This window comes from Methylobacterium sp. Gmos3 (genome assembly GCF_056430985.1).
Map to the genome: position 1 here is coordinate 231,082 of NZ_JBWJYL010000006.1, position 26,106 is coordinate 257,187.

General features: G+C 70.9%; 25 protein-coding genes and 1 tRNA gene. 16 read left to right on the forward strand and 10 right to left on the reverse strand.

Translation table 11 applies throughout. The features are described 5' to 3' along the window. Window positions 1-50 precede the first annotated feature (50 nt). The 3 genes from ACS5Q7_RS14230 to ACS5Q7_RS14240 all read left to right on the forward strand — a co-directional run bounded on the left by ACS5Q7_RS14230 (window position 51) and on the right by ACS5Q7_RS14240 (window position 3,543). On the forward strand, window positions 51-1,589 hold the full coding sequence (locus ACS5Q7_RS14230) for a phytoene desaturase family protein (protein ID WP_478339948.1): 1,539 nt from the start codon (window positions 51-53) through the stop codon (window positions 1,587-1,589). A gap of 77 nt (window positions 1,590-1,666) precedes the next feature. Then, window positions 1,667-2,410: a lysophospholipid acyltransferase family protein gene (locus ACS5Q7_RS14235; protein WP_478340139.1), complete on the forward strand. Its 744-nt coding sequence runs from the start codon at window positions 1,667-1,669 to the stop codon at window positions 2,408-2,410. Window positions 2,411-2,418: 8 nt separating this feature from the next. Beyond that, window positions 2,419-3,543: a glycosyltransferase family 2 protein gene (locus tag ACS5Q7_RS14240; protein ID WP_478339949.1), complete on the forward strand. Its 1,125-nt coding sequence runs from the start codon at window positions 2,419-2,421 to the stop codon at window positions 3,541-3,543. 149 nt (window positions 3,544-3,692) lie between these two features. Here the strand turns inward: ACS5Q7_RS14240 and cutA are convergent, their stop codons facing one another. Further along, window positions 3,693-4,022, reverse strand: a complete 330-nt coding sequence (gene cutA / locus ACS5Q7_RS14245; protein WP_478339950.1) for a divalent-cation tolerance protein CutA — start codon at window positions 4,020-4,022, stop codon at window positions 3,693-3,695. Window positions 4,023-4,151: 129 nt separating this feature from the next. Here cutA and ACS5Q7_RS14250 point away from each other — a divergent pair, with 129 nt between their 5' ends. Continuing rightward, window positions 4,152-4,916 (forward strand): NAD kinase, encoded by a 765-nt coding sequence (locus ACS5Q7_RS14250; protein WP_478339951.1) that lies wholly within the window; start codon window positions 4,152-4,154, stop codon window positions 4,914-4,916. Window positions 4,917-5,141: 225 nt separating this feature from the next. Here ACS5Q7_RS14250 and ACS5Q7_RS14255 read toward each other — a convergent pair whose 3' ends face one another. The 3 genes from ACS5Q7_RS14255 to dnaK form a co-directional block, all read right to left on the reverse strand. Next, window positions 5,142-5,795 (reverse strand): class I SAM-dependent methyltransferase, encoded by a 654-nt coding sequence (locus tag ACS5Q7_RS14255; protein ID WP_478339952.1) that lies wholly within the window; start codon window positions 5,793-5,795, stop codon window positions 5,142-5,144. A 131-nt stretch (window positions 5,796-5,926) separates the two neighbouring features. Further along, window positions 5,927-7,075, reverse strand: coding sequence for a molecular chaperone DnaJ (gene dnaJ / locus ACS5Q7_RS14260; protein ID WP_478339953.1), 1,149 nt, complete (start codon window positions 7,073-7,075; stop codon window positions 5,927-5,929). A 122-nt stretch (window positions 7,076-7,197) separates the two neighbouring features. Continuing rightward, entirely contained in the window at window positions 7,198-9,120 is a 1,923-nt protein-coding gene (gene dnaK / locus ACS5Q7_RS14265) for a molecular chaperone DnaK (RefSeq protein WP_478339954.1), read from the reverse strand. A gap of 401 nt (window positions 9,121-9,521) precedes the next feature. Here dnaK and ACS5Q7_RS14270 point away from each other — a divergent pair, with 401 nt between their 5' ends. Beyond that, complete coding sequence (locus ACS5Q7_RS14270) at window positions 9,522-10,520, forward strand: hypothetical protein (RefSeq protein WP_478339955.1); 999 nt, start codon at window positions 9,522-9,524, stop codon at window positions 10,518-10,520. A gap of 21 nt (window positions 10,521-10,541) precedes the next feature. Here the strand turns inward: ACS5Q7_RS14270 and ACS5Q7_RS14275 are convergent, their stop codons facing one another. Further along, window positions 10,542-11,162 (reverse strand): YqgE/AlgH family protein, encoded by a 621-nt coding sequence (locus ACS5Q7_RS14275; RefSeq protein WP_478339956.1) that lies wholly within the window; start codon window positions 11,160-11,162, stop codon window positions 10,542-10,544. A 141-nt stretch (window positions 11,163-11,303) separates the two neighbouring features. Between ACS5Q7_RS14275 and ACS5Q7_RS14280 the strand changes: the two genes are divergently transcribed. From ACS5Q7_RS14280 to ACS5Q7_RS14295, 4 genes are all read left to right on the forward strand, one after another. Continuing rightward, complete coding sequence (locus ACS5Q7_RS14280; RefSeq protein ID WP_478339957.1) at window positions 11,304-11,783, forward strand: redoxin family protein; 480 nt, start codon at window positions 11,304-11,306, stop codon at window positions 11,781-11,783. An 88-nt stretch (window positions 11,784-11,871) separates the two neighbouring features. Continuing rightward, a complete protein-coding gene (locus ACS5Q7_RS14285) occupies window positions 11,872-12,513 on the forward strand; it encodes a DedA family protein (RefSeq protein WP_478339958.1) in 642 nt (213 codons plus the stop codon). Window positions 12,514-12,554: 41 nt separating this feature from the next. After that, window positions 12,555-12,806 (forward strand): DUF4926 domain-containing protein, encoded by a 252-nt coding sequence (locus tag ACS5Q7_RS14290; protein ID WP_478339959.1) that lies wholly within the window; start codon window positions 12,555-12,557, stop codon window positions 12,804-12,806. Beyond that, window positions 12,803-13,153 (forward strand): DUF6883 domain-containing protein, encoded by a 351-nt coding sequence (locus tag ACS5Q7_RS14295; protein ID WP_478339960.1) that lies wholly within the window; start codon window positions 12,803-12,805, stop codon window positions 13,151-13,153. Before ACS5Q7_RS14290 ends, ACS5Q7_RS14295 begins: the two co-directional genes overlap by 4 nt. Here the strand turns inward: ACS5Q7_RS14295 and ACS5Q7_RS14300 are convergent. Beyond that, window positions 13,128-13,937, reverse strand: coding sequence for a restriction endonuclease (locus ACS5Q7_RS14300; RefSeq protein ID WP_478339961.1), 810 nt, complete (start codon window positions 13,935-13,937; stop codon window positions 13,128-13,130). The two genes, ACS5Q7_RS14295 and ACS5Q7_RS14300, sit on opposite strands and share 26 nt — an antisense overlap. A 105-nt stretch (window positions 13,938-14,042) precedes the next feature. Here ACS5Q7_RS14300 and ACS5Q7_RS14305 point away from each other — a divergent pair, with 105 nt between their 5' ends. Genes ACS5Q7_RS14305 through ACS5Q7_RS14315 form a run of 3 tightly spaced genes read left to right on the forward strand, consistent with a single transcriptional unit; the run spans window position 14,043 to window position 17,367 of the window. Then, window positions 14,043-16,733 carry a bifunctional acetate--CoA ligase family protein/GNAT family N-acetyltransferase gene (locus ACS5Q7_RS14305; protein ID WP_478339962.1) on the forward strand — a complete coding sequence of 897 codons (2,691 nt, stop codon included), beginning with the start codon at window positions 14,043-14,045 and terminating at the stop codon, window positions 16,731-16,733. 53 nt (window positions 16,734-16,786) lie between these two features. Beyond that, window positions 16,787-17,050: a type II toxin-antitoxin system ParD family antitoxin gene (locus tag ACS5Q7_RS14310; RefSeq protein ID WP_478339963.1), complete on the forward strand. Its 264-nt coding sequence runs from the start codon at window positions 16,787-16,789 to the stop codon at window positions 17,048-17,050. After that, window positions 17,047-17,367: a type II toxin-antitoxin system RelE/ParE family toxin gene (locus ACS5Q7_RS14315; RefSeq protein WP_478339964.1), complete on the forward strand. Its 321-nt coding sequence runs from the start codon at window positions 17,047-17,049 to the stop codon at window positions 17,365-17,367. Before ACS5Q7_RS14310 ends, ACS5Q7_RS14315 begins: the two co-directional genes overlap by 4 nt. 64 nt (window positions 17,368-17,431) lie before the next feature. Here ACS5Q7_RS14315 and ACS5Q7_RS14320 read toward each other — a convergent pair whose 3' ends face one another. The 3 genes from ACS5Q7_RS14320 to ACS5Q7_RS14330 form a co-directional block, all read right to left on the reverse strand. Next, on the reverse strand, window positions 17,432-17,965 hold the full coding sequence (locus ACS5Q7_RS14320; RefSeq protein ID WP_478339965.1) for a Dps family protein: 534 nt from the start codon (window positions 17,963-17,965) through the stop codon (window positions 17,432-17,434). A 132-nt stretch (window positions 17,966-18,097) separates the two neighbouring features. After that, on the reverse strand, window positions 18,098-19,627 hold the full coding sequence (locus tag ACS5Q7_RS14325) for a L,D-transpeptidase family protein (RefSeq protein WP_478339966.1): 1,530 nt from the start codon (window positions 19,625-19,627) through the stop codon (window positions 18,098-18,100). A gap of 87 nt (window positions 19,628-19,714) precedes the next feature. After that, complete coding sequence (locus tag ACS5Q7_RS14330) at window positions 19,715-20,893, reverse strand: endo-1,4-beta-xylanase (protein ID WP_478339967.1); 1,179 nt, start codon at window positions 20,891-20,893, stop codon at window positions 19,715-19,717. A gap of 93 nt (window positions 20,894-20,986) precedes the next feature. On the opposite strand from ACS5Q7_RS14330, the gene ACS5Q7_RS14335 reads away from it, so the two are divergent. The 3 genes from ACS5Q7_RS14335 (at window position 20,987) to ACS5Q7_RS14345 (ending at window position 23,737) form a co-directional block, all read left to right on the forward strand. Further along, window positions 20,987-21,829: an SDR family NAD(P)-dependent oxidoreductase gene (locus ACS5Q7_RS14335; protein WP_478339968.1), complete on the forward strand. Its 843-nt coding sequence runs from the start codon at window positions 20,987-20,989 to the stop codon at window positions 21,827-21,829. Between the two features lie 116 nt (window positions 21,830-21,945). Then, a complete protein-coding gene (gene zwf, locus ACS5Q7_RS14340; RefSeq protein WP_478339969.1) occupies window positions 21,946-23,424 on the forward strand; it encodes a glucose-6-phosphate dehydrogenase in 1,479 nt (492 codons plus the stop codon). 115 nt (window positions 23,425-23,539) lie between these two features. Then, complete coding sequence (locus ACS5Q7_RS14345; RefSeq protein ID WP_243959580.1) at window positions 23,540-23,737, forward strand: hypothetical protein; 198 nt, start codon at window positions 23,540-23,542, stop codon at window positions 23,735-23,737. A 13-nt stretch (window positions 23,738-23,750) separates the two neighbouring features. Here the strand turns inward: ACS5Q7_RS14345 and ACS5Q7_RS14350 are convergent. Continuing rightward, window positions 23,751-23,827 (reverse strand) — tRNA-Arg (locus ACS5Q7_RS14350). A gap of 133 nt (window positions 23,828-23,960) precedes the next feature. Between ACS5Q7_RS14350 and ACS5Q7_RS14355 the strand changes: the two genes are divergently transcribed. Beyond that, window positions 23,961-26,078, forward strand: a complete 2,118-nt coding sequence (locus ACS5Q7_RS14355) for an FUSC family protein (RefSeq protein WP_478339970.1) — start codon at window positions 23,961-23,963, stop codon at window positions 26,076-26,078. The last annotated feature ends 28 nt before the right edge of the window (window positions 26,079-26,106 follow it).

Here is a 26,106-nt window from a genome sequence, read left to right on the forward strand (position 1 = left end):
CCAGGGAGGGCCGGGCCATTCGTCCCGCCCATGCGGAGCGTGCCCAGTTCATGAGCCAGGATTCGAGGGTCGCGGTGATCGGCTCAGGCCTCGGGGGCCTCGCCGCCGCCTGCGTCGCCGCCGCCAGGGGCCATCGCGTCACCGTCTACGACAAGAACGGCTGGCTCGGCGGCAAGGCCGCCGTCCTGCACGAGGGCGGCTTCCGCTTCGACATGGGGCCGACCATCCTCACCGTGCCGCGGGTGCTGGAGCGAATCTTCGCCGAGGCCGGGCGTTCGGTGCACGATTACATGGACCTGCGCCGGCTCGACCCGCAATGGCGCTGCTTCTTCGAGGACGGCACCCGCATCGACCTGATGCAGGACGTGCCCACCATGGCCACCGCCATGGACCGGTTCGCCCCCGGCACCGGGGAGGGCTACAAGAAGTTCATCGACATCTCCGAGCACCTGCACGGCGTCTCGGAAAAATTCTTCTTCTGGAAGCCGGTCGAAGACCTGTTCGACACGATCAACATCCGCGAGAACATGAACCCCGGCACCCTGCGGGACGTGCTCTCGCTGCGGATGCACGCCTCGGTGGCCTCCACCATCCGGGGCAAGGTCAAGGACGCGCGGCTGGCGCAGATGCTCGACCACTTCGTGCAATATGTCGGCTCCTCGCCCTACGGCGCGCCGGCGGTGCTCTGCGCCATCGCCCACATGCAGACCTCCGAGGGGGTCTGGTACCCGATGGGCGGCACCCGTGCCGTGGCGGAAGGCCTCGCCAAGCTCGCCGAAGAGCTCGGCGCGACGCTGAAGCCCGGCATCGAGGTGACGGGGATCGACACCACGGGCGGGGCCGTGCGCGGTGTGCGCACCGCCGAGGGCTCTACGCCCTTCGACGCCGTGATCTCCAACATGGATTCGGTGCGGACCTACAAGGAGCTGATCGGCGGCGAGCCGGGCAAGTCTTACGCGAAGAAGAACCCCGAGCCGGCCTGCTCCGGCGTGGTGCTCTATCTCGGGCTGAAGGAGCGCTACGAGCACCTCGCCCACCACGATTTCGTCTTCTCCCGCGATCCCGAGGAGGAGTTCGAGTACATCTACCGCAAGGGCGAGCCCGCCCCGGACCCGACCGCTTACCTCGCGGCCCCCTCCTCCACCGATCCGTCCGTGGCGCCGGAGGGCGGCGAAGCGCTCTACGTCCTCGTCCACACGCCGTACCTGCGCCCGCACCACGATTGGCGCCCGGACGGACCGCTGTTCCAGAACTACCGCCGCACCATCCTCGACAAGCTGAAGCGCACCGCCGGCCTCACCGATCTCGAGGACCGGATCGTGGTGGAGCGCCACCTGACGCCCCAGGACATCCACGAGCGCTACAAGGTGCTGAACGGCGCGATCTACGGGCTGGCCTCGCACGGCAAGGTGATGGGCGCGTTCAAGCCGGGCAACCGCTCGCGGCAGGTGCGCGGCCTCTACCTCGCGGGGGGCGCGGCCCATCCCGGCCCCGGCATGCCGATGGTGATGATGTCCGGCTGGATCGCCGCCGACGCCCTCGACACGGATGCGCGTGGGCAGGCGGCGCAGGAGCGGAAATCGGCGTGAGCCGGGCCGTCGCGAGGCAGGGGGGGACGAGGGACCGGCGCCCCCTGCCCCGCACGTCCCCCGCCCTGTGGCGCTTCATGGTGGCGTGGTTCGACCGCTACCTGCGGCGCCACCTCGACGGGCTGAACCAGCCGCTGTGGAGCGCCCCGCCGGTCGCGGGGCATCCCGGCCCGGTGGTGATCTATTGCAACCACCCGGCGTGGTGGGATGCGGCGGTGATCATCCTGCTCGCCGGAAAACTCTATCCCGGCCGCGACCACCGCGCGCCGTTCGATGCGGCGATGCTCGCCAAGTACCGGATCTTCGAGCGGATGGGCGCCTTCGGCGTCGATCTCGAGACCGCGCGGGGCGGGGCGCAGTTCCTCGCCGCCGCGCGGGACATCCTCGCCCGGCCCGGTGCCCTGATGTGGATCACCGCGCAGGGCCGCTTCCAGGACGTGCGGTTGCGCCCCCTCGGCCTGCGCCCCGGTGTCGCCCGGCTGGCGGAACTGGCGCCCGACGCGCTGTTCGTGCCGCTCGCGCTTGAATACGCCTTCTGGGAGGAGCGCGGCGCCGAGGCCTTCGCCGCCTTCGGGCCGGCGATGAGCGCGGCCGACCTCGCCGCCCTGCCCCGCGCGGACCGCCTCGCCCGGCTCGAAGGGGCGCTCACCGACACCCTCGACCGCCTCGGCGCCGACGTGATGAGCCGCGACCCCACCCGCTTCCATCCGCTTCTCGCCGGGCGGAAGGGTGTCGGCGGCCTCTACGACCTGTGGCGGCGCGGAGCCGCCCGCCTGCGCGGCCGGCGCTTCGACCCAGCCCATCGCAGCCCGAGCCGCTGAGCGAGGCCATGCTCACACTCCTCGCCCTGCTCTGCCTGATCGCCGCCCTCTTGCCGGCAGGGCTCGCGGTGGCGAACCTCCTCGTCCTGAAGAGCCCCGAGCCGGAACCCGGCGACGACCTCGTCTCCATCCTGATCCCCGCGCGCAACGAAGAGGGCAACATCGCGGGCACCGTGCGCGCGGCGCTGGCGAGCACGGGCGTGCCGGTGGAGGTGATCGTCGGCGACGACCATTCGACCGACGACACCGCCGCGATCGTCACCGGCCTCGGCGACCCGCGCCTGCGCCTCGCCCCCGTGCCCGACCTGCCCGAGGGCTGGACCGGCAAGAACCACGCCTGCGCCCACCTCGCGAGCCAGGCGCGGGGCCGGTGGCTGCTGTTCATCGACGCCGACGTCACGCTTCAGCCGCAGGCCGCCGCCGCCCTCTCGGGCCGCGCCCGGAGCACCGGGGCGGCCCTGGTGAGCGCCGTGCCGCGCCAGCGCATGGACACGTTCGGCGAGCGGCTTACCGTGCCGATGATCAACTTCCTGCTCCTCGGCTACCTGCCCATGCCGCTGATGCGGAAGCTGCCGAACCCGTCGCTCGCCACCGCCTGCGGGCAGCTCGTGCTGTTCGACGCGGAGGCCTATGCCGCCACCGGGGGCCATGGCGCCGTGCGGGCCTTCCTTCATGATGGCGTGCGCCTCGCGCCGATCTTTCGCCGGGCGGGCTACCGCACCGATCTCGTGGCGGGGGCCCGCATCGCCACCTGCCGGATGTATGACGGCCTCCCCGCCGCCTGGGCGGGCTTCTCGAAGAACGCCCACGAAGGCCTCGCCACCCCCCGCGCCCTGCCCCTCTGGACGGCGCTGCTGGGCCTCGGCCACCTCCTGCCGGTGTTCCTCGTCCTCGCCGGGCTGTTCGGCCTCCTGCCGCCGGAAGCCACGTGGCTCGCCGCACTGGCGCTCGCCCTCTCGCTCGCGACCCGCGCCGCGATCACGGTCGCGACACGCGAGCCGGCGGCGACCATCCTCCTGCACCCGGCCTCCATCGCCGTGGCGCTGGCCATCCAATGGAACGTGCTGCTGCGCCGGGAGCGCGCCGGGGCGGCGACGTGGAAGGGGCGCAGCTACCCGGTCGGCGGGGCGTAGGACCGTTCCCAGTCGATCGCTTCGGTGCCCTTATCGTCTTTGCGAGCGTCAGCGAAGCAATCCAGGCGGCGCGGACTTATTCGGAAAGGTCGCGCGCTGGATTGCTTCGGCTCCGCCTCGCAATGACGGAGGGGGTCGGACCATGCCGTTCACCCGGCATTGGTATGAGTCTCCGCCAGGATCCACGCCAGGGTATCGGGGTCGGCCCCGTCCACCGGGAGCGTCAGGAGAATCGGCGTCTCGTAGGGGTGGCGGGCCTTCACGGCGGCGAAGAGCGCGTCCTTCAGCCCCTCGCGGCTCTTGAGGAGGGCGGAGACCTCGTTCGCCCGTTCCACGGCGCCCTTCCAGGCATAGACCGACTTCATCCCGGACAGGACGTTGACGCAGGCGACCAGCCTCTCGCGCACCAGGGCCTCGCCGATGTTGAGGGCGGAGGCCTCATCGGGAAAGGTCGTATAGACGAGGAGCGGGCGCTCCATGCTATGCCTCCATCGCGCGGTCCCCTTGAGTGGGTGCCGCGACGGCCGACGTCAACCGGGCGGGTCCGCTCGACAGCTTGGGAGCCCCCGACGTGACCCCGACGCTCCGGCCCTGTCCGATCTAGCGCCATGCGCACCAAGACCATCGCCTTCGTGGCGAGCCCGACCCGCGATGCCCGCGAGGCCGCCGCCCTGCTGATGCGGCGCTACGACCACGTCTCGCCCGAGGAGGCGGACGTCGTCGTCGCGCTCGGCGGTGACGGGCTGATGCTGTCGGTGCTGCACCGCTTCATGGATGCACCGAAGCCCATCTACGGCATGAACCGGGGCACGGTCGGCTTCCTGATGAACGAGTTCGGGGAGGACGACCTGCGCGAGCGCCTGGAAAAGGCCCATCGCAGCGTCATCCACCCCCTGCTCATGCAGGCGACCGACACGGAGGGCCGTGCCCATGTCGCGCGCGCGATCAACGAGGTCTACCTGCTGCGCCAGACGCACCAGACGGCGAAGCTGAAGATTTCCGTCGACGGGCAGGTGCGGCTCGAACAGCTCATCGCGGACGGGGTGCTCTGCGCCACCGCCGCCGGCTCGACGGCCTACAACCTCTCCGTGGGCGGCCCGATCCTGCCGCTCGACGCCAAGCTCCTGGCGCTCACCCCGATCTCGGCCTTCCGGCCCCGGCGCTGGCGCGGGGCGCTGCTGCCGGATTACGCGCGGATCCGCATCGAGGTGCTGGATGCCGGCCACCGGCCCGTGGCGGCGGTTGCCGACCACACCGAGTTTCGCCGGGTCTGCACCGTGGAGACCTCATTGGACCGCACCACGGACCTCGTGCTCCTGCACGATCCGGGGCACAGCCTCGACGAGCGGATTCTCAGGGAGCAGTTCGGGTAGCGAGCCTTTCCACGGTTTCTCCCACCCTCGCCCTCCTTCGAGGCTCGCCGGGGCGGGCGCCTCAGGATGAGGAGGCGGAAGGGATTTCGATTCGAGCTGGATCGTTTGCTCGACCGTCATTGCGAGCGGCAGCGAAGCAATCCAGGGACGCGGGACCTAACCGGACGTGGCGCGTCCCTGGATTGCTTCGCTTCGCTCGCAATGACGGGACACGGTCGGGGTGACTCAGGGCCGCCGGTACACCCAGACCCGCGCGGGCGGCAGGTTCAGCCACACCCGGTTCGAGGGCGCGGCGGTGTAGCTGCCGGCCTCGCACTTGGCGGGAATGGGCGGCACCACCGCGTAGGTGAACTGGATGAAGGGCGCGCCCGGCCGCATCAGGTCGTGGGCGGCGTTGAGCAGGTCGAGGCGCTGCTCCAGCGGCTTCGTGAACAGCGGCAGGCTGGAGATCGTCGCCGCGCCGGGCTCCGCGAGCACCGAATCGAGCGTGGCGCGGATGTCGTAGGCATCCCCCCGAATCACCGTGACGCCGGGAAAGCGCCGGGCGAGGAGGCGGCAGAAATCCGGGTTGAACTCCACGAGGATCAGCCGCTCCGGCGCGATGCCCCGGCGGATCAGCGCCTCGGTCACCGGGCCGGTGCCCGGTCCGAGCTCGATCACCGGGCCGTCCTGCTGCGGATCGACGTAGGAGGCCATGGTCCGGGCGAGCATCCGGCCCGAGGGCGTCACCGCCCCGGTGACGAGGGGCCGTTCCAGCCACGAACGCAGGAACCTCGCTTCGTCCTCCAGCGGATCGCGGCGGGGCCCGAAAAGACGGCCCTCGCGGAGGCGGCCTTCGAGGCCGGGGACCTTTGCACTGGAGTGGCGCAGCGGCGGCAAGTCCTGGATTCCCGATGCCGTTGAGAGTCGAATGTGCGTGGCAGGCTAACGTTCTTATCGTCCGGCCAAGGCGCCGCCTAGGGCGTCCGTGCCACGGCAGGGTGCCGCGCGCGCATGGCCGGAGCGGGGGCTCATGCCTTCGCGGCGCCCCCAAAGAACTCGCGAACCTTGGAAAAGAACCCTGCCGATTCCGGATGATTTTCCGGCGAGGCGGATTGGTCGAACTCGAGCAGCAGCTCGCGCTGGCGCTTGGTGAGGTTCTGCGGGGTCTCGACGAAGACCTGGATGTAGAGGTCGCCGATCTCGCGCGAGCGCAGCACCGGCATCCCCTTGCCCTTGATGCGGAACTGCTTCGCCGTCTGGGTGCCGGACGGGATGCGCACCTGGGTCTGCGAGCCGTCGATCACCGGCACGGTGATCTCGCCCGAGAGCGCCGCCGTCACCATCGAGATCGGCACCCGGCAGAACAGGTCCGCCCCGTCGCGCTGGAAGAACTCGTGCGGCTTGATCGAGAGGAAGACGTAGAGGTCGCCCGAGGGCCCGCCGCGCAGGCCGCTCTCGCCCTCGCCCGCGAGACGGATGCGCAGGCCGTCATCGACGCCCGCCGGCACGTTGATCGAGAGCGTCCGCTCGCGGTTGACCCGCCCCGCGCCCTGGCAGTTCGGGCAGGGATCGTCCACGATCTCGCCGCGCCCGTGGCAGTTCGGGCAGGTCCGCTCGATGGCGAAGAACCCCTGCGCCGCCCGCACCCGGCCGAAGCCGCCGCAGGTCGCGCAGGGACGGGGCTTCGAGCCGGGCTTGGCGCCGGAGCCCGAGCAGGTCTCGCAGGTGATCGAGGTCGGGATCTTGATGGTCTCGGCCTTGCCGATGAAGGCCTCCTCGAGGGTGATCTCGAGGTTGTAGCGCAGGTCCGCGCCGCGCTCGCGACCGGGGGTGGCGGTCCGGCGCCCGCCGCCGCCGCCGGCTCCGCGCCCGTCGCCGAAGAAATTGTCGAAGATGTCCGACATGAAGTCGCCGAACTCGTTGCCGAAGCCCGGCCCGCCGCCACCGCCCTGGCTGAAGGCGGCATGGCCGAACCGGTCGTAGGCGGCGCGCTTCTGACCGTCGGAGAGGCACTGATAGGCCTCGTTGATCTCCTTGAACTTGATCTCGGCTTCCTTGTCGCCGGGATTGCGGTCCGGGTGGTAGGTCATCGCGAGCTTGCGGAAGGCGGACTTCATCTCGCCTTCCGTGGCGGTCTTCGCGACCCCCAGCACCTCATAATAGTCCCGCTTCGACATCCCTGCCCTCAGGTGCCTTCCCGTCCGCGCCTTGCTCCCGGATGAAGGAGAGCGTGCGCACGCACAAGCGAAGACGGGGCCGGATCACTCCGGCCCCGCAAAGTTTCAGATGAGCGTGGCGATTAGGCCCGCTTCTTCTGGTCCTTGTCGTCGACCTCCTGGAAGTCGGCGTCGATGACGTCGTCCTTCTTCTCGGCCGACGCCTCGCCACTGGCCGCCGCGCCGTCCGGCCCGGCCGACTGGCTCGCGGCGTACATCGCCTCGCCGAGCTTCATCGACGCCTGCATCAGGTCCGTGGTGCGGGCCTTGATGGTCTCGACGTCCTCGCCTTCCAGGGCGGTCTTGAGGGCCGTGATGGCCGTCTCGATGGTGCCCTTGTCGGCGGCCGAGACCTTGTCGCCGTACTCCTTCACCGACTTCTCGGTGGAGTGCACGAGGCTCTCGCCCTGGTTCTTCACCTCGACCAGCTCGCGGCGGCGCTTGTCCGCCTCGGCATTGGCCTCGGCGTCCTTCACCATCCGCTCGATGTCCGAGTCGGACAGGCCGCCCGAGGCCTGGATGCGGATCTGGTGCTCCTTGTTCGTCGCCTTGTCCTTGGCCGTGACGTTCACGATACCGTTGGCGTCGATGTCGAAGGTCACCTCGATCTGCGGCATGCCGCGCGGGGCCGGCGGAATGCCGACGAGGTCGAACTGGCCGAGCAGCTTGTTGTCCGCCGCCATCTCGCGCTCGCCCTGGAAGACCCGGATCGTCACGGCGTTCTGGTTGTCTTCCGCCGTGGAGAAGGTCTGGGACTTCTTGGTCGGGATCGTGGTGTTGCGGTCGATCAGGCGGGTGAACACGCCGCCCAGCGTCTCGATGCCGAGCGACAGCGGGGTGACGTCGAGGAGCAGCACGTCCTTCACGTCGCCCTGGAGCACGCCGGCCTGCACCGCCGCGCCGATGGCCACGACCTCATCCGGGTTGACGCCCTTGTGGGGCTCCTTCCCGAAGAAGGACTTCACCACCTCCTGGATCTTCGGCATGCGGATCATGCCGCCCACGAGCACCACCTCGTCGATCTCGGCGGGGGTGACGCCGGCATCCTTGAGGGCCTTGCGGCAGGGCTCGATGGTGCGCTGGACGAGATCGTCCACCAGCGACTCGAACTTGGCGCGCGAGAGCTTGAGCGCGAGGTGCTTCGGGCCGGTCTGGTCGGCGGTGATGTAGGGCAGGTTGATCTCGGTCTGCGTCGAGGACGACAGCTCGATCTTGGCCTTCTCGGCGGCCTCCTTGAGGCGCTGGAGGGCGAGCTTGTCCTTGGTCAGGTCGATGCCCTGTTCCTTCTTGAACTCGGCGGTCAGGTACTCGACCACGCGGTTGTCGAAGTCCTCGCCGCCGAGGAAGGTGTCGCCGTTCGTGGACTTCACCTCGAACACGCCGTCGCCGATCTCGAGGATCGACACGTCGAAGGTGCCGCCGCCGAGGTCGTAGACCGCGATGGTGCCGGCCTTCTTCTTGTCGAGGCCGTAGGCCAGCGCCGCCGCCGTCGGCTCGTTGATGATGCGCAGGACCTCGAGGCCGGCGATCTTGCCGGCGTCCTTGGTCGCCTGACGCTGGGCGTCGTTGAAGTACGCCGGGACGGTGATGACCGCCTGCGTGACCGGCTGGCCGAGATGGGCCTCCGCCGTCTCCTTCATCTTCTGAAGGGTGAAGGCCGAGATCTGGGACGGCGAGTACTTCTTGCCGTCGGCCTCGACCCAGGCGTCGCCGTTGTCGCCGCGCACGATCTTGTAGGGGACGAGACCCTTGTCCTTCTGGGTCATCGGGTCGTCGTAGGTGCGCCCGATCAGGCGCTTGATGGCGAAGAACGTCCGCTCGGGGTTCGTCACCGCCTGCCGCTTGGCCGGCTGGCCGACGAGTCGCTCGCCGTCGTCGGTGAAGGCCACGATCGACGGGGTGGTGCGGGCGCCTTCGGAATTCTCGATGACCTTCGGCTGCGTGCCTTCCATGACGGCCACGCAGGAATTGGTGGTGCCGAGGTCGATACCGATTACTTTACCCATGGTGGGATCCCTCTTCTGTCGCGTTCAAGCAGACCGCCGAGCCCCGAAGCAGCTCGGCCCATGGCATTTCAGAACTCGCGGTGGAGACTGACGCATCTGATGTGAGTACGGGACCCGGGCCGGATCAAGGGCCGCGAACGGCCGAAATCCAGCGGATAATCCCGCGTCGTCGGCGATATAAGAACCGCCGCTCTGCGCCGCAAGAAGCCTCGGCGTGAAGGGCGACGCGCGAACAGCGCCTTCGTCCGTCACGGGTTTTCAACCCGCGGCACCGAAACACCCGCCAGCGCAGCCGCAATTTGTTGCTCCGTTGCCACGTCAGTGCCACCGATGGCGTGTTAACCCTGTCCCGTGGGATCGTGACAGGCCCCCCGCAGGAAAATAACACCACAGAGCCGTCCTTGCCCGCGCGCCAGCCCCGTCAGACCCGCATCCTCCTGCTCACCGCCGTCGCGGCGGGGCTCGCCCTTGGCGCGCCCGTCCGCCCGGCCCAGGCGCAGAATTTCCTGGAACGGCTGTTCGGCATCAAGCCCGAACGCCCGCCCGTGCCGACCCTTCGCGTGCCGGAGGGTGGCCCCAGCCCCGCCGCGCCGGAGGAACCCGGCCAGCCGGGCGCCGCGGCCCCCGAGGCGGCTCGCCCCGCCCCCGTTCCCCGCGGGCCGGTGGTGCTGAAGGCACCCAGCGAGGACGGAATCCTCAACCAGGACCTCCAACTCAACGGCACGAACGGCGCGCTGAAGCTCGAACGCGCCGGCGCGGGCCTCACCGCCGCCGTGACCCTGCCGGGCACGAAGGTTTCCCAGCCGACCGAGAGTTGCAGCGTGAAGCTCGGGGGCGGCAAGCCGATCCCCCTCACCTCGGCGGGCAAGCCGGAGGGCGTGCCGCGCTACGAGGCCCCCGCCGCCGAATGCCCCCTGCGCCTCGACGTGACCGAGGGCGGCGTCATGGTGACGACCGTCGATTCGGGCCAGACCTGCACCTTTTCCGCCGCCGATTGCGCGACGACGCCGGTCGGGTTGTGGGGGCCGCCGGCCGCGACGCTGATCGCCCGCGCGGGCGAATTCGACCAGGCGCGGGGCGTCGCGGACAAGTCGGTGCGCGACAATTACAAGCTGATGACCCAGCGCGCCCGCCGGGAGGATGTCCGCCCGATCGTCGCCGAGCAGGCCGCCTTCTCGGCGGACCGTGAGCAGTTCTGCCGGAGCTACGCCCGCGAGGGCACCCATGGTTTCTGCCACCTGCGCTTCACCGAGAACCGCTCGCTGGCGCTGGCGACGCGCCTGGGCGCCAACACCGCCGCGCCCACCACGACGACGGCCGCCGCCCCGCGCAAGCCGAAGCCGAAGCCCTCCGTCGAGGGCATGAACCCGGACGTGTTCGGCGGCCCCGAACCCGAGTAATGGATTGCGGAGGGCGGCCCGTCAGGCCCGCCCGACGCTCGCGGAGAGCATGGCCGGATCGATCCCGTTTTCGCGGAGCGTCCGCTCGTATTTCGCGTCCAAGTCGGGGTTAAAGATCAGGCTTGGATCCGCCTGGCAGTTGAGCCAGCCATTGGCCATGATCTCGCTTTCCAGCTGCCCCGCCTGCCAGCCGGCATAGCCGAGGGCGAGCACGGCGTTGGCCGGCCCCTCGCCGCTGGCGATGGCGCGCAGGATCTCCACCGTGGCGGTGAGGCAGATCCCGTCATCGATGATGAGCGTCGATTGGGCGATATGGAAATCGTCCGAGTGCAGGACGAATCCCCTCCGCCCCTCCACGGGCCCTCCCATCAGCACCGGCATGTGGCCGACGCGCTCGCGCAGGCGGATCGCGTCCGCCTGGGGCGCCACGTCGAGCTGCACCAGCAGGTCCGGCATGCTGATGTCGGTAGCCGGCTTATTGACGATGATTCCCATCGCCCCGTCCGCCGAATGGGCGCAGATGTAGATCACCGAGCGCGCGAAACGCTCGTCCGCCATCCCCGGCATCGCGACCAGGAACTGGCCATCGAGGAAGCTGGAGCCGGAGAGCGCCGTCTGCCGGGGGGGAAGGGTGGTCGGCATGGCCTTATGCTGGCTCCGCTCCGGTGTGTTGTCCAGCGGACAATGGATTTGGGTGGCTTCGATTTCCATCCCGCGACACAGGCTGCCTCGACAGGCCCATCCCATCACGCTACGTCAGCGCCGACCCAGCGGAGAAACCCAATGATCCAGGTCGGCGAACACCTGCCTCAGGCGACCTTCCGGGTGAATGGCCCCGAAGGCCCGATGGCGCGCACCACGGACGACGTGTTCAAGGGGCGCCGGATCGTGCTGATCGGCGTGCCCGGCGCCTTCACCCCGAGCTGCCACCGCAACCACCTGCCGGGCTTCGTGCAGCACCGGGACGAGATCCTGGGCAAGGGCATCGACGCCATCGCCGTCACCAGCGTCAACGACGTATTCGTCCTCGACGCCTGGGCCAAGGCGAGCGCCGCCGACGGGATCGAATTCCTGGCGGACGGCAATGCCGACTTCGCCAAGGCGGTCGGCCTGGAGATGGACGGCACGGGCTTCGGCCTCGGCACACGGTCCAAGCGCTATTCCATGCTCGTCGAGGACGGCGTGGTGCGGATCCTCAACGTCGAGGAATCGCCCTCCAAGGCCGAGGCGTCCGGCGCCGAGGCCCTCCTGAAGGTGCTCTGACCGGGGGCCTGACGGGCGCGCCCTCGTGAGGCCATGTTCTGCGGGCTAAGGCAGCGTCCTTCAGTCCGCAGCCGGCCCCCGAGGACCCATGGCCTTCCTGCACGATCTGCCCATCGCCGACCTGATCGCGAATTACGGCTACATCGCCATCTTCGTGATCATCACGCTCGAGAGCGCGGGCGTGCCCTGCCCCGGCGAGACCGTGCTGATCTCGGCGGCGGTCTATGCCGGCAGCACCGGCAACCTCGACATCGCGGGCGTGATCGCCGCCGCCGCGACGGCCGCGATCCTGGGCGACAACCTCGGCTACTGGGCCGGGCGGCGCTGGGGCATGCCGTTGCTGCTGCGCTACGGCCACCTGATCGCCCTCGACCATGGCCGGCTGAAGCTCGGGCAGTACCTGTTCCGGCGGCATGGCGGGAAGATCGTGTTCTTCGGCCGCTTCACCGCGATGCTGCGCGCCTACGCGGCCCTGCTCGCCGGGGTGAACCGCCTGGATGCCCGCCGCTTCTTCGTCTTCAACGCGCTAGGCGGTGTTGCCTGGGCGGCAAGCATGGGTCTCGGCTCGTATTATTGCGGCCGCTCCATCGAGAAGATCGCCGGGCCGGTGGGCTTGACCCTCCTCGCCCTGGTGATCTTCGGCGGCATCGCCCTCTGGGCCTTCGTGCGCCGCCACGAGGCACGCCTGCTCGTGAAGGCCGAGAGCGCGATCCCCGGTCCGCTGGCCTGAGCGACTTGCCGAGGACGGGGCGGCACGCCACACTGTCCTCCATGTCGGTCGATTTCTCCTACCTGCTGCGGAAGGACGAGCCCGGAAGCCAATTCCGGGAACTCGACGACGTCGTCGTGCTCGCGCCCGTCGTCAGCGACGATGGGGACACGATCCCGGTCGGCCGGGAGGGCACCATCCTTGGGGTGTGGCGCGAGGGTGAGGCGTTCTTCGTGGAATTCGCCGAGCCGGAAGGCGCCATCGCGACCGTTCGGCCGCAAGACCTGAGACGCCTCGGCCGCCATGCGCCGTGAGCCATGACGGTCCGACGCCCCTTGGCCTGCATGTAGGCCGGGAGAAGCTGGTCGGTTACCTCCTCGATCCGACGCATCCGAAGGGCCGTTCGAAGGCGATCTTCCTTCTGCGGTTCGGCTTCACCGCGTCCGATCCAGCCGTCCTCGCCGACGCGCTGGTCGATCATTTCAGTCGCGCGCCCGACATCCGCTCGACGACGGACGAGTTCGGCGCGACGCGAATCGTCTGCGAGGGGTCACTGCGCGGCCCGGATGGGCGTGAGCCCACGATCCGCTCGGTCTGGGTGCTTGAGCCGGATCGATTCGCCCGGCTGCTGACGATCATTCCCAAGCCCCGTCCGCGGTAACGTCCAGCTCCTCCAGATCCCCATGGTGGAGCAGCAGCACCCCGGTGGCCCCCGCGAGGCGGCGGGCGGCGGGGGTGAAGCCGGCATTCGAGACCACCGCCGCGCGATCCCCCTCCCAGTAGCGCAGGGCGGCGGCGGCCTCCTGCACGGCGGCGTTGCCCACCGGGCGCCCGAGCCGCTTACACTGAACGACGAGGCGAATTCCCTCCCGCTCGGCCACGACATCCGCCCCCTGGTCGCCGCTCGGCGGGGTCCGGTGGGTGCGCCAGCCCGCCCGCGCCAGGAGCCCGGCGCAGAAACGCTCGTAATCGATGCCGTCCTCCGGCGCCTCGTCCTCGTCGGGCAGGTCGATGTCGGCCGCCGCCGCCTCGATCTCCGCGAGCATCCGGGGGCGCTCCCGGTCGAACAGGTCGGCGTCGCGGGCGCCGAGTTGCGGCAGCACCGTGCGGTCGAGGAAATACGCGCACTCGCGCAGCCAGCCGTCGTCGATGAGGTTGCCATAGGCGTCCTCGAACCGCTCCTGGCGGCGGCGGAGCGCCAGGGTCTCGCCGTGGCGCCGGGCGATGCGGCGGACGCGAGCGCGCAGGCGGCGCGGCCGGTCGAGATGGCGGGCCAGCACGGCGGCGAGCGCCAGCCCCGTGCCGGCGAAGGCCGCCGGCCCGTACCAGAAGGCGATGGACGCGCCCGTCACCCCCGTCCAGAACAGGCGGGCGACGAGGTTCGGCGGGCGGGCGGGCTCCTCGCCCGCGCCGGGCGAAGCGGGGCGCGCGGACGGTATCGGCATCGGCAACTCGATCGGTCGTGAGGCTTTCAACCTCGCAAGCCCCCCTTGCCCGATCCTGAAGCAGCGGGGAAAACCTGTGGATCGCCCGATGCGGCCGGGGACGGCATGAGCACCTATCGTTTCGACAGGCTTCTCGCCCCGCGCTCGGTCGCCTTCGTCGGCGCCGGCGCCCGCGAGGGCAGCGTGGGCCGCAGCGCGCTCGCGAACCTGCGCCGCTCGGGCTATCCGGGTCGAATCCTGCCCGTGCATCCGGCGGAAGCCGAGATCGAGGGGCTCGCCACGGCCCCGAGCCTCTCGGCCCTGCCCTCGGCTCCCGATCTCGTCGTCGTCGCGGTGCCGCCGGAGGGCGTGCCGGAGGTGGTGGAGGAGGCGGGGCGGATCGGCGCGGCGGCGGCGATCATCCTCACCGCCGGGCTCGGCACCGGGCCGGAGGATCCCGGCCCCCGGGCGCGGATCGCCGCACGCGCCCATGGGCTGCGCCTGCTAGGGCCCAGCACTGCCGGCCTGTGCGTGCCATCGCGACAACTCGATGCGAGCCTGTTCGCCCACGCCCCCTCGGCGGGGGACCTCGCGCTGATCTCGCAATCCGGGACGGTGGCGGCGGCCATCGTGGAATGGGCGAGCCGGCGGGGGAACGGGTTCTCGGCGGTGATGGCGCTCGGCGGCGCCCTGGACATCGACGCCTCCGATTGCCTCGACCATTTCGCCGCCGACATCCGCACCCGCGCGATCCTGCTCTGCCTCGACCGCGTGGAGGATGCCCGCCGCTTCATGTCCGCCGCCCGCGCGGCGGCGCGGGCGAAGCCGGTGGTGGTGCTGCGCGCCGGACGCCGACGCCCGGACGCGCCGGGCTGGGCGGGCTCCACCGTGACGCATACCGGCGCGCTGGCCCGGCCGGACGCAGTCTACGCCGCCGCCTTCCGCCGGGCGGGCCTGCTCGCCGTGCAGGATCTCGACGAGATGTTCGCCGCCGTCGAGACGCTCGGCCGGCAGCGGCCCTTCCCCGGCAAGCGCCTGTCGATCCTCACCAACGGGCTCGGCATCGGCTGGCTGGCGGCCGACAAGCTCGCCGACCGATCCGGCCTCCTCGCCGCGATCCCCGCCGGCAACCCGGTGAATCTCGGCATGGATGCGGGCGGCCCCGCCTTCGCGGAGGCGCTGGCGCCGCTGCTCACCGACGACGCGGGCGATGCGGTGCTCGCGATCCACGTCCCGACGATCCGCTCCGACGCGAAGGCCGTGGCCGCCGCCATCGCCGAGACGGTGACGCAGGCACGCAAGGGCCAATCACGCAAGAAGCCGGTCTTCGCCGTCTCCCTCGGAGAGGCCGAAGCCGTGCGCGAGACCTTCGCGGGCGCCGGCATCCCGCATTTCTCCTCGGATTCGGAGGCGATCGAAGGGTTCCTGCACCTCGTCCGCTACCGGGAGGCGCAGGACGACCTGATGCGCACGCCCGATTCGCTGCCGCGCGATTTCTCCCCCGACACCGAGGCGGCGCGGCGGATCGTAGCCGACGCCCTGCGCCAGGGGGCCTCCTGGCTCGACCCGATTGCGGTGAGCGCCCTGCTCTCGGCCTATCGCATCCCGGCGGTGCCGCTGACGCTGGCCCCCGACATCGACGCGGCCGCCGCCGCCGCGTGGCCGCTGATCGCGGCGGGGCAGACGGTGGCGCTCAAGGTCGTCTCGCCGGACATCGTGCACAAATCCGACATCGGCGGCGTCCACCTCGACCTCACGAGCGAGGCCGACGTGCGCGAGGCGGCGCGCAGCATCCTCACCCGGGCGCGGCGGGAGCGGCCGGATGCCCGCGTCACCGGCTTCGCCGTGCAGCCGATGGTGCGCCGGGGCCGCCGGCGGGAGTTGATCGCCGGGCTCGCGGAGGATCCGGTCTTCGGACCCGTGGTGGTGTTCGGCCGGGGCGGCACCGCCGTCGAGGTGATCGACGACCGGGCGCTGGGCCTGCCGCCCCTCGACATGATCCTCGCCCGCGACCTCATCGGCCGCACGCGGGTGGCGCGGCGCCTCGACGCCTACCGCGACGTGCCCGCCGCCGACCTGTCGGCCATCGCCCTCACGCTGGTGAAGATCGCCCAGCTCGCCGCGGACCTGCCGCAGGTGCGCGAACTCGACATCAACCCCCTGCTCGCCGACGAGACGGGGGTGCTCGCCCTCGACGCGCGGGTGCGGATCGGCCGGGTGCCGCTGAGCCGCTTCGGCACGCGCGACCGGCGCGGCGGCGGGCATCCGGGCTTCGCGATCCGCCCCTATCCGGTGGAATGGGTGCGCATCCTCAACCTGAAGGACCGAACCGTGCGGGTGCGGCCGGTGCGGCCGGAGGACGAGGACCTGTTCCGGGTGTTCTTCGAGAACCTCGACCCGGAGAGCCTGCGCCTGCGCTTCTTCGGCCCGGTGCGGGCCTTCAGCCACGCCTTCCTCACCCGGCTGACGCAGCTCGACTACGCCCGCGCCATCGCCTTCGTGGCGGTGGAGATCGGCCCGGACGGGCGGGAGCGGATGCTCGGCGCGGTGCGCCTCCACGCCGACGCCAACAACGACAGCGGCGAATACGCGATCGGCGTCGGTCAGGACGTGCGCGGCACGGGCCTCGCCTTCGCGCTGATGCGGCTGATGATCGACTGGGCGCGCTCGGAGGGAATCGGCCGGGTGGAGGGCACGGTGCTTTCGGAGAACCGCCCGATGCTCGCCGTCTGCCGCCGCCTCGGCTTCACCCAGAAGCGCGACCCGGAGGATCCGGGGGTGATGAAGGTGCGGCTGGATCTGGCGGAGGACGCGTGAGCAGCCTTGATAACAGTTATCACCACAGGGCATGATCTAGCAGGAGTGCCGCCATGCCCAGCAGTGCCAATCTCGGCCCCCACCTCGAACGCTACGTCACCGAACTGGTGAAGACGGGTCGCTACCATTCGCGCAGCGAGGTGCTGCGCGAGGGCGTGCGCCTCGTCGAGGAGCGGGAGAAGAAGCTCGCGGCCCTGGATGCCGCGCTCGCCCGTGGGCTCGCGGATGCCGAAGCCGGCCGGGTCGCGCCGATCGGTGACGTGGCGGACAGGCTGCAGGCCAAGTACCGCGCCATGGAGCAGAACCGCAGCCGATGAGGGTCGTCCTCACCGCCGAAGCCGAGGCGGACCTGGAGGAAATCGGCGACTTCATCGCGGCTGACAACCCGGCACGGGCCGCGACTTTCGTCGGCGAACTTGTGTCCTGCTGCGCGCGGATCGCCGAGGCGCCGCAAGCCTGTCCCCTCGTCCCACGCTACGAGCAAACCGGGATCCGCCGCCGCGTCTTCGGCCGCTACCTGATCTTCTACCGGGTCAGCGAGGCGGCCGGATGCATCGATGTGCTTCACATCCTGAACGGGGCGCGCGACTACGAGACGATCCTGTTCACCGATGGTGGTGCGCCGCCGGCCTGACAGCGGCACAAAGAAAAGCCCCGCGCATCGCTGCGCAGGGCTTCCTCATCTCACCTTGGGTGGCTCAGTGGCCGCCGTCCGTCGCGTTGCGGGTGGCCTCGTAGAGGAACCACGTGCGCTCCTCGGACTGGTCGATCCACTCTTCCAGCAGCGAGGTGGTCGAGACGTCGTTGGCCTCGTCCGTGATCTCGTGCAGCTCGCGCATGTGCGCGGTAAGCGCCTTGTTGTCGTCGCGCAGCTCCTTGAGCATGTCGAGCGGGCTGACATACTCGGCGTCGTTGTCGGCGACGCGGGTCAGGCTCTTGGCCTGGCCGAGCGAGCGCAGCACCGTGCCGCCGATCTTGCGGGCGCGCTCGCCCACGGCGTCGATGATCGCGAAGATCTGCTGGGACTGCTCGTCCATCAGCAGGTGGTAGTCGCGGAAGTTCGGGCCGCTGACGTGCCAGTGGAAGTTCTTCGTCTTGATGTAGAGGGCGAAGAGGTCCGACAGGAGGACGGTGAGCCCCTCGGCGATCTTCTTGGTGTCGTTCGGATCGAGATCGGTCGGGGTGTTGAGGCGATCGCTCTCGATGCGGCTGACCGGATTGGCCTTGGCCATCGTTCAGGCTCCCATGGCAGGTGGTGTAACGATGCGGGCCGGTCCACTGCGGGTCCGGCCGCGTTCACACCTGCAATCGCAACGCGACGGGTTGGTTCCGCTCCCTACCCCCGCCGCATGGCAGGGTCTCCCTCAGCGGAGAAGGGCGGGCGCGTCCGTATTGCGGCGCTCCGTCGCGACGACCTGGGGTGCCGGGCGGGGGCTCGCGGCGCGGACGCCGACGGAGCCCGTGGCGGCGGGCTCGGACGGCTTGGCCGTCGCGAGGGGCGCCGCCGCCGGCGCGGCCGGCTTGGGGCTGTCGATCCCGTACACGTCGTCCCGGAACTGGGCCCGCCCGTCCGGCCCGGCATAGCCGGTGAGATAGACGAAGGCGACGGGCACCGGCTTCGGCAGCTTGATGTCCCGCCGCTCGCCATCGGCGATGCCGGTCTCGATCTCCATCGGGCCCCAGGTCGAGCCCGGCCCGTTCGGCCCCTCGACGCCCTGCAACAGCCAGCCGACCAGCTCCTTCACCTGCCCCACGCGGACGCAGCCATGGCTGTGGAAGCGCACCGAGCGCGCGAACAGCGATTTGGCCGGCGTGTCGTGCATGTAGACGGCAAAACGGTTGGGCATGTCGATGCGGACCTGCCCCAGCGAATTGTCGAGGCCCGAATCCTGGCGCAGCGTGTAGTTCGCCGCCTTCTCGGTCGCCCAATCGACCTTGGTCGGGTCGACCTCGGTCCCGCCCGGCCCGAGGATGCGGATCCGGTTCTTGGCGAGATAGCCGGGGTTCTTCCGCATCTGCGGAATGATCTCGTTCTTCACCACCGAGACCGGGACCGTCCAGGTCGGGTTGAAGTTGATGTCGGTGATGCGCGTCTCGATGGTCGGCGTCGCCTTGTCGGGGGAGCCGACCACGGCGACGTAGCGGCGCGCCACCTGCCCGTTCTCCACCGCCTCGACCGTGGCCGAGGGGATGTTGACGGCGACGTAGCGCTCGCCGAACGGAAATTTCGTGGCCATCAGCCGGGCCGCCGAAGCCGCAAGCTGCTTCTGGCGGATCTCCGCCGGAACGTTCAGCGCGTTGATCGTGAGCCGACCAAGTATCCCGCTGTCGGGCAGGCCGTGGCGGGCCTGGAAGGCTGAGATCGCCGCCACCAGCGGCGGGTCGAGCCGGTCGTTCGGCGGGGCATCGGCGGGCAGGTCGCCCTCAAGGGTCAGATGGTGGCGCAGGGCCGGGATCGCCGGATGCCGCTCGCCGGGCTTCAGGGTAATGAGGCTGTCGGGCACCTTCTCCCACCCGCCCGCTTCCACGAAAGCGGCGTAGCGCTCGGCGGCGCGGAGCGTGTTCAGGAAGGTCTGCGGCGAGAGCGTCGGGACCGGGTCGGTCGAGACCTTGGCGTAGACCAGCGGCGCCTGCTCGCGGCTCTTGCGCGGGGTTTCGGCAGCCTTCACGGGGCCGGGCTCGGCAACGGGTGGAGCGGCGGCCGGGACAGCCTCGACCGGCTTGGCCGCAATTTCTTTTGCCGGCTCTATTTTGGCTGCCTCAGGGGCGGGCTGCTCCTTCGGCGCGCCGACCGCCAGGTCCTGCGCAGAGAGGGGTCCGGTCCCGGTCAGCAGGGCGGACAGGCAGAGGCCGGCCGCGAGGGCGGCACGGGGGCGGCTCTGGGTCGGGACCATACGCAACTCTCCCGACGGCGCCTGGGACGGCGCGGTCGCTGCCGAGAATGGGGGGCGATGGTTACCAATCCCCTCCGGCGCCGCCGCTCACGCTGTGCCACGCAGGCGCGCCCGTGAGGCCGCGTGATCGGGCGCATGGCGAAAGGCCGCGATCAGCGCCTCGCGGAAGGGCTTGGGCCGCATCATATCATCGAAGGGCAGCGGGCGCTGGCGGCGCCCGTCCCGGCGGCGATGGTCGGGATGATCGTTGAGCCACGTATCGCCGTCGAACAGGCCCCAGGTCACCACGTTGAGGAGCGCCGGCTCGTCCAGGGCGACATCCAGGAAGCGCCGGGCGAAATCCGCCACCGCGCGGTCCCGCGCCTTCGGGTCGCCGGGATAGGCCTTGTCGTCGATGTCGAGCTCGGTGATCTCGAGGCCGAACCCCATCTGGCCGATCTCGCGCAGGAAGCGCCGGAACTTGCCGGCATCGAACGGCTGATCGCTGACGAGATGCGCCTGGATGCCGAAGCGCCGGATCGGCACGCCCTTGGCGCGCATCGCCTCCAGCCGCTTGAGGACGCGGGCCCGCTTGGCCTCCGCCCAGGGGAAATCGTGTTCGAGGGAATCCTCGTTCCAGGCGAGGGCCGCCTGGGGATCGGCCTCGTGGGCGATGCGGAAGGCGAGGTCGATGTAATCCGGCCCGAGCGCGGCGAGCCAGGGCGACTCGCGCAGCCCGTCCGCGCGGGTGACGGGGCCGTAGCCGGCCATGACCTCGTTGACCACGTCCCACGAGGCGATCATCCCCCGGTAGCGCCCCATCACCGTCCCGGCCCAGCGGCGCAGGAAATCCTCGGCCTTCGCCGGCCCCGCCCCGGCGAGGAGCGGCGCGACCCAGCCCGGCAGGGCCTCGTGCCAGACGAGGGCGTGCCCCCGCAGGCGCTGCCCGTGGGCGCGGGCGAAGCGCACCACCGAATCGGCCGGGGCGAAATCGGTGCGGCCGGGCTCCGGCAGCACGACGGCCATCTTCATCTCGTTGTTGCCGAGAAGCAGCCCGCAATCCCGCGCGAGGAGGGTCCGGAACTCCGCGCTGCGGTTCAGGAGGTTCGAGGGCACCGCCGCCCCGAAGGCGAGGCCCTTGCGCGCGGCTGCGCCCTGCGGCCCCTCCGGCGACCATGACGGCTTGGCGAGCGGCCCGAAATCCGCTGTGGCCGCGACCGCAGGCTGAGCGAGGCCGGACGCCGCTACCCCCGCGAGCAGGCTTCGCCGATTCAGGGGGATCGACATGCGCTTCCTTGCCGCCGCCGGCCTTGCGGGGCGATGGCCTTCCCGCCACCCTGCCCCATCTCACGCCTTCGCATGAAGATGGAGCAGGAAGCGATGTCCCGACACCCCGCGATCAGCCCAGGCCACAGCGCGGTGGTGACGGGCGCCGCGAGCGGCATCGGCCTCGCTGCCGCGAAGGCCTTCGCCAGCGCCGGCATGAATGTCTGGCTCGCCGATCTGCCGGGGGAGGCCCTGGACGCCGCCCGCGTCGAGGTGGGCGCCCTGGCGGCGGTGGACGTGCGCGCCGTGCCGACCGACGTCTCCGACCGGGGCGCCATGGAGGCGCTGGCGGCGGCCGTGCTGCGCGGCGGTCCACCCGCCCTCGTGATGCTGAATGCCGGGGTCGAGGCGGGGGGCAAGCTGTTCTCCGACGCCGCCACCTGGGAGCGGATCATCGGCACGAACCTCTGGGGCGTGGTCAACGGCATCCGCGCCTTCGCGCCGGCCATGGCGGAATCGGGGCGGCCCGGCGCGGTGATCGTCACGGGCTCGAAGCAGGGCATCACCACGCCGCCGGGCAACGCGCCCTACAACGTCTCGAAGGCGGGGGTGAAGGCCGTCACCGAGGCGCTGGCCCACGAGCTGCGCAGCCGCGAGGGCTGCCGGACCAGCGCGCATCTGCTGATTCCCGGCTTCGTCTATACCGGCCTCGCCAAGGCCCGGGGCGTCGCCGAGAAGCCGGCCGGCGCCTGGACGCCGGAGGAGACGATCACCTTCATGCTGGAGCGCATGGAGCAGGGCGACTTCTACATCCTCTGCCCCGACAACGAGACCACGCGCGAACAGGACGAGAAGCGCATGGAATGGGCGATGGGCGACATCATCGCGAACCGCCCCGCGCTTTCCCGCTGGCACCCCGATCATGCCGAGGCGTTCAAGCGGCACATGGAAGGGTAGACTCTCGGCCCCGGGAGCCGCCCTTGGCGCGGCTCCTGCACCGGGGTAAGCCCAGCCCCTCCCAGGCTCGTTCGGGAGCCGCCACGCGGGGTATGCCGCCACAGAGGGAGCCGCCCTTGGCCACGACGATCATTCCCGTCGCCTCGTTCGATTGCGTCGTCTTCGGCGCGACCGGCGACCTGACCGCGCGCAAGCTCCTGCCGGCCCTGTATTATCGCTTCCGCGATGGCCAGATCCCCGGCACCAGCCGGATCATCGGCGCCTCCCGCTCGGACCTCTCGGTCGATGCCTTCCGCGAGCATGCCCGCGACGCCCTCAAGCGATTCGTGCCGGGCCACGACCTGCCGGACGACGCGCTGACCGACTTCCTCGCCCATCTCGACTATGTCGCCGTGGATGGCACGGGCGACGACGGCTGGGAGGATCTGGCGAACAAGCTCGCCGAACGGCCGGATCAGGTGCGGCCCTACTACCTCGCCACCTCCCCCGACCTCTACGGCGCGATCTGCCGCAACCTCGCCAAGCACGGGCTGATCGGCGAGAAATCCCGCGTCGTGCTGGAGAAGCCGATCGGCAAGGACCTGAAATCCGCCCAGGCGATCAACGACGCGGTGGGTGAGGTCTTCCCCGAATCGCAGATCTTCCGCATCGACCACTATCTCGGCAAGGAGACGGTGCAGAACCTGCTCTCGCTCCGCTTCGCCAACACCATCTTCGAGCGGCTGTGGACGGCGGACGTGATCGACCACGTCCAGATCACCGTCGCCGAGACGGTCGGCGTCGAGGGCCGCGCCGGCTATTACGACACGTCGGGCGCCCTGCGGGACATGCTGCAGAACCACATCCTGCAGCTCCTCTGCCTGACGGCGATGGAGAGCCCCCTCAACCTCGAAGCCAACTCCGTCCGCGACGAGAAGCTGAAGGTGCTGCGCGCCCTGAAGCCGATCACCGACCACGACATCCAGGCGGTGACGGTGCGGGGCCAGTACGTCGCGGGGGCGGTGGGCGGGCAGCCGGTCCCCGGCTATCTCGACGAGCTCGGCCACGACAGCCGCACCGAGACCTTCGTCGCCATGAAGGTCGAGGTGCAGTCCGGCCGCTGGGCGGGGGTGCCGTTCTACCTGCGCACCGGCAAGCGCCTGCCCCAGAAGCTGTCCGAGATCGTGGTGCAGTTCCGGGCCTCGCCGTTCTCGATCTTCCCGCTCGAAGCCTTCGGCCGGGAGCCGAACCGCCTCGTGATCCGCCTGCAACCGCAGGAGGGCATGAAGCTCGAGGTGATGACCAAGGATCCCGGCCCCGGCGGCCTGCGCCTGCGGCCGACCGATCTCGACATCTCCTTCGAGGAGACGTTCAAGCAGCGCTACCCCGACGCTTACGAGCGGCTGCTGATGGACGTGGTGCGCGGCAACGCCACCCTGTTCATGCGCCGGGACGAGGTGGAGGCGGCCTGGGCCTGGGCCGGCACCATCCTCAACGCCTGGGCCGAGCGGCCGGAGGCCCCGCGCCCCTACGCGGCGGGCTCCTGGGGGCCGACCGCCGCCATCGCCCTGATCGAGCGCGACGGGCGCACCTGGCACGAGGAGCTGCGGCTTTAAGGCCGGGGACGGGACGGGGCGGCGGGTTGCCTTACGGCCAAGCTGCCCTTTTCCGGCCAAGCCTCGTCCCGACACTGGGCCACCCGGGAAACCGGCACGGCACAGGGACGAGACCATGCAGGATCGCGACGGACACGACCATTTCGATGCCGAGCGGCGGCTGCAACGCTCGGTGGCCTCCGTCCTGCGGATCATCCACGCGGCGCAGGCCGAGCGGCAGGCGCCCCCGGTGCGCGCGGCGCGCCAGCATCTCGGGCAGATCTACCGGGCGACGCGCCTCGCGCGGGCGAAGGAGCGGCTCTCCGCGTCCTGAGGCGGGCTGCGGCTGGCGACCCCGGTAGGGCTCGAACCTACGACCTGCCGCTTAGAAGGCGGCTGCTCTATCCAGCTGAGCTACGGGGTCTGGTGCCGGCCGCCCCCGAAAAGCCATGGAGGAGCCCTTCGGTCAAGGCGTGGCGCCGGCCCTGCGGCGGAACGGCTTGCGCGCCGGGCCGGTTTTCGACACCTCACGGGCCACGCCCACCAGGAACGCCTCCTTGTCCGCCCCCTCCCCGCAGGCCCCCTCGCCCCACCGCGTCCGGCGCGGGAGGAACGACGGGCGCGGCAGCCTCGGACAGCCGGGCGCCGACCTCGCTCGCCTGCCGATCGCCCTCGACCTGCGCAGCATCCAGATCTCGGAGGGCGTGCGCGCGGGCTTCGCCTTCGGCGTCGTGTTCCTGCTCCACGCCATCGTGGACTGGCCGCCGCTCCTCTCCATGGCCTTCGCGGCCAACCTCGCCTGCTTCTGCGACACGGGCGGGCCGATGCGGGTGCGCCTGCGGGCGCTGACCGCCTTCTCGCTGGTCGGCGGCCTCGTCTGGGGCGGGCTCGGCCTGCTGCGCCCGATGGGCCTGCCCATCGTGGTGCCCGTCGCCTGCGCCGTGATCTTCGCCTGCACCTATATCCGCGTCTGGAGCATCCAGGCGCAGGCGGCGGGCAACGTGCTCGTCGTGGTGGTGTGCATCGCCCTCGACCGGGCGCTGACGCCCGAACAGGCCGGGCTTACCGCCGTGATGTTCGCGGCCGGCGGCCTGTGGGCCACCTTCCTCGCCCTGGTGATCTGGCGCCTGCACCCCTACCGGCCGGCGCACCGGGCGGTGGCCGATGTCTGGCGCGGCCTCGCCCGGCTGGTCGGCGACCTCGAACGGCTGGCGGCCCTCCCCGAGCCGGAGACCGAGGCATTCGACGGCCATGCCCGCGCCCACCGGAGGGGCGTGCGCACGGGGATCGAGACCGCCCGCGCGATGATCCTCGATCTCGCCCGCAGCCGGGAGCGGGTCTCGGAGCGCACCGCGCAGGCGCTGCTGCGGCTGGAGAGCGCCGAGCAGATCTTCTCCAACCTCATCGCCATCACCGAGCTGCTCGACAGCCGGCCCGCACCGGAACAGCGCGCGGCGGCCAAGCGCTTCCTGCGGCGCCTGCGCCCGCTCCTCGTGGTGATCGCCCGCGCGATCCGCGACGACGCGAGCCTCGACCTCGCCCGCCTGGAACCGGCCCTGGCGCGGGCCACGGAAGGGCTCTCCGCCGAGCCGACGCTGGCGCGGCTCGCGGAGCGGATCGTCGGCCGGGTGCGGATCGGCGCCAAGCTCTCGACGCCGGAGGGCTATCGGCCCGGCGGCCTCGACGAGGGCGGACGGCTCGGCTGGCGGGCGCGCACCCTCGACCCGCTCGTGCAGAACCTCACCACCTCCTCGCCGAACCTGCGCCACGCGGTGCGGGCCACCGCCGTGGCGGCGCCCGCGCTGGCGGGCACGCTGAGCTACGGCGGCACCTTCGCGCACTGGCTCGTCATCACCCTGGTGCTGACCATGCAGCCCTATTACGCCGCCACGTGGCAGAGGGCGCTGGAGCGGATCGGCGGGACGGTCCTCGGCGGGTTGGTGGGGGCCGTGCTCGCCTATTTCGCGGCCACGCCCCTGTGGCAGGCGGGGCTGATCCTGGCGCTCAGCATCGTCGGCTTCGCCGCGCGGCAGATCTCCTACGGCTTCTTCGTCACCTGCCTCACACCCCTCGTGGTGCTGCTGGTGGAGGTGCTGGAGCCCGGCCATTCCTCCTGGGAGATCGTGGCCGAGCGGGCGGGCTTCACGGTGCTCGGCGGGCTGATCGCCGTGGCGAGCTGCCTCCTGCTCTGGCCGATCTGGGAGCCCGACCAGGTGCGGCGGGAGCTGCGCCGCGCCCTCGTCACCCACGCCGCCTTCGCCCGCGCCGTGCTCGCCTCCGGCGAGGGCCGGGACGCGGCGATCGAGGCCTCGGCCCGCGCGGCGGGTCTCGCCCTGAACGATCTGGAAGCGGCCCTCTCCCGTGCCCTGCAACAGCCGCGCGCAGGGCACCACCCGGAGGTGGAATCGGCGATGGTGGCAGACGCGACCCTGCGGCGAATCAGTGCCCGGCTCTCCGTCCTGCGCCATGCCCCCGATGCGGCGGGGCCGGTCGCCCCGGCCTGGAAGGACTGGATCGTCGACACGCTGAAGGCGCTCGGCACGGACGAGCCCGCCCTGCCGGAGCGACCGCAGGCGGCGCAAGGCCCCTCCCTGGCGCGGCTCTCGGCCCAGGTCGACCTGCTGACCGGCACCCTGCGCCCCGGCACCGCCCGCGCCGCCCTCGCGCCGGCTTGAGCCGCCGCGCCCCGGCTGCTAGCAAGTG

Bases quoted from the DNA above. Each gene is read 5' to 3' on its own strand.
- ACS5Q7_RS14230 (WP_478339948.1), top strand. From the start codon at position 51: ATGAGCCAGGATTCGAGGGTCGCGGTGATCGGCTCAGGCCTCGGGGGC.
- ACS5Q7_RS14235 (WP_478340139.1), top strand. From the start codon at position 1,667: ATGGTGGCGTGGTTCGACCGCTACCTGCGGCGCCACCTCGACGGGCTG.
- ACS5Q7_RS14240 (WP_478339949.1), top strand. From the start codon at position 2,419: ATGCTCACACTCCTCGCCCTGCTCTGCCTGATCGCCGCCCTCTTGCCG.
- cutA (WP_478339950.1), bottom strand. From the start codon at position 4,022: ATGGAGCGCCCGCTCCTCGTCTATACGACCTTTCCCGATGAGGCCTCC.
- ACS5Q7_RS14250 (WP_478339951.1), top strand. From the start codon at position 4,152: ATGCGCACCAAGACCATCGCCTTCGTGGCGAGCCCGACCCGCGATGCC.
- dnaJ (WP_478339953.1), bottom strand. From the start codon at position 7,075: ATGTCGAAGCGGGACTATTATGAGGTGCTGGGGGTCGCGAAGACCGCC.
- dnaK (WP_478339954.1), bottom strand. From the start codon at position 9,120: ATGGGTAAAGTAATCGGTATCGACCTCGGCACCACCAATTCCTGCGTG.
- ACS5Q7_RS14275 (WP_478339956.1), bottom strand. From the start codon at position 11,162: ATGCCGACCACCCTTCCCCCCCGGCAGACGGCGCTCTCCGGCTCCAGC.
- ACS5Q7_RS14280 (WP_478339957.1), top strand. From the start codon at position 11,304: ATGATCCAGGTCGGCGAACACCTGCCTCAGGCGACCTTCCGGGTGAAT.
- ACS5Q7_RS14285 (WP_478339958.1), top strand. From the start codon at position 11,872: ATGGCCTTCCTGCACGATCTGCCCATCGCCGACCTGATCGCGAATTAC.
- ACS5Q7_RS14290 (WP_478339959.1), top strand. From the start codon at position 12,555: ATGTCGGTCGATTTCTCCTACCTGCTGCGGAAGGACGAGCCCGGAAGC.
- ACS5Q7_RS14300 (WP_478339961.1), bottom strand. From the start codon at position 13,937: ATGCCGATACCGTCCGCGCGCCCCGCTTCGCCCGGCGCGGGCGAGGAG.
- ACS5Q7_RS14305 (WP_478339962.1), top strand. From the start codon at position 14,043: ATGAGCACCTATCGTTTCGACAGGCTTCTCGCCCCGCGCTCGGTCGCC.
- ACS5Q7_RS14310 (WP_478339963.1), top strand. From the start codon at position 16,787: ATGCCCAGCAGTGCCAATCTCGGCCCCCACCTCGAACGCTACGTCACC.
- ACS5Q7_RS14315 (WP_478339964.1), top strand. From the start codon at position 17,047: ATGAGGGTCGTCCTCACCGCCGAAGCCGAGGCGGACCTGGAGGAAATC.
- ACS5Q7_RS14320 (WP_478339965.1), bottom strand. From the start codon at position 17,965: ATGGCCAAGGCCAATCCGGTCAGCCGCATCGAGAGCGATCGCCTCAAC.
- ACS5Q7_RS14325 (WP_478339966.1), bottom strand. From the start codon at position 19,627: ATGGTCCCGACCCAGAGCCGCCCCCGTGCCGCCCTCGCGGCCGGCCTC.
- ACS5Q7_RS14330 (WP_478339967.1), bottom strand. From the start codon at position 20,893: ATGTCGATCCCCCTGAATCGGCGAAGCCTGCTCGCGGGGGTAGCGGCG.
- ACS5Q7_RS14335 (WP_478339968.1), top strand. From the start codon at position 20,987: ATGTCCCGACACCCCGCGATCAGCCCAGGCCACAGCGCGGTGGTGACG.
- ACS5Q7_RS14345 (WP_243959580.1), top strand. From the start codon at position 23,540: ATGCAGGATCGCGACGGACACGACCATTTCGATGCCGAGCGGCGGCTG.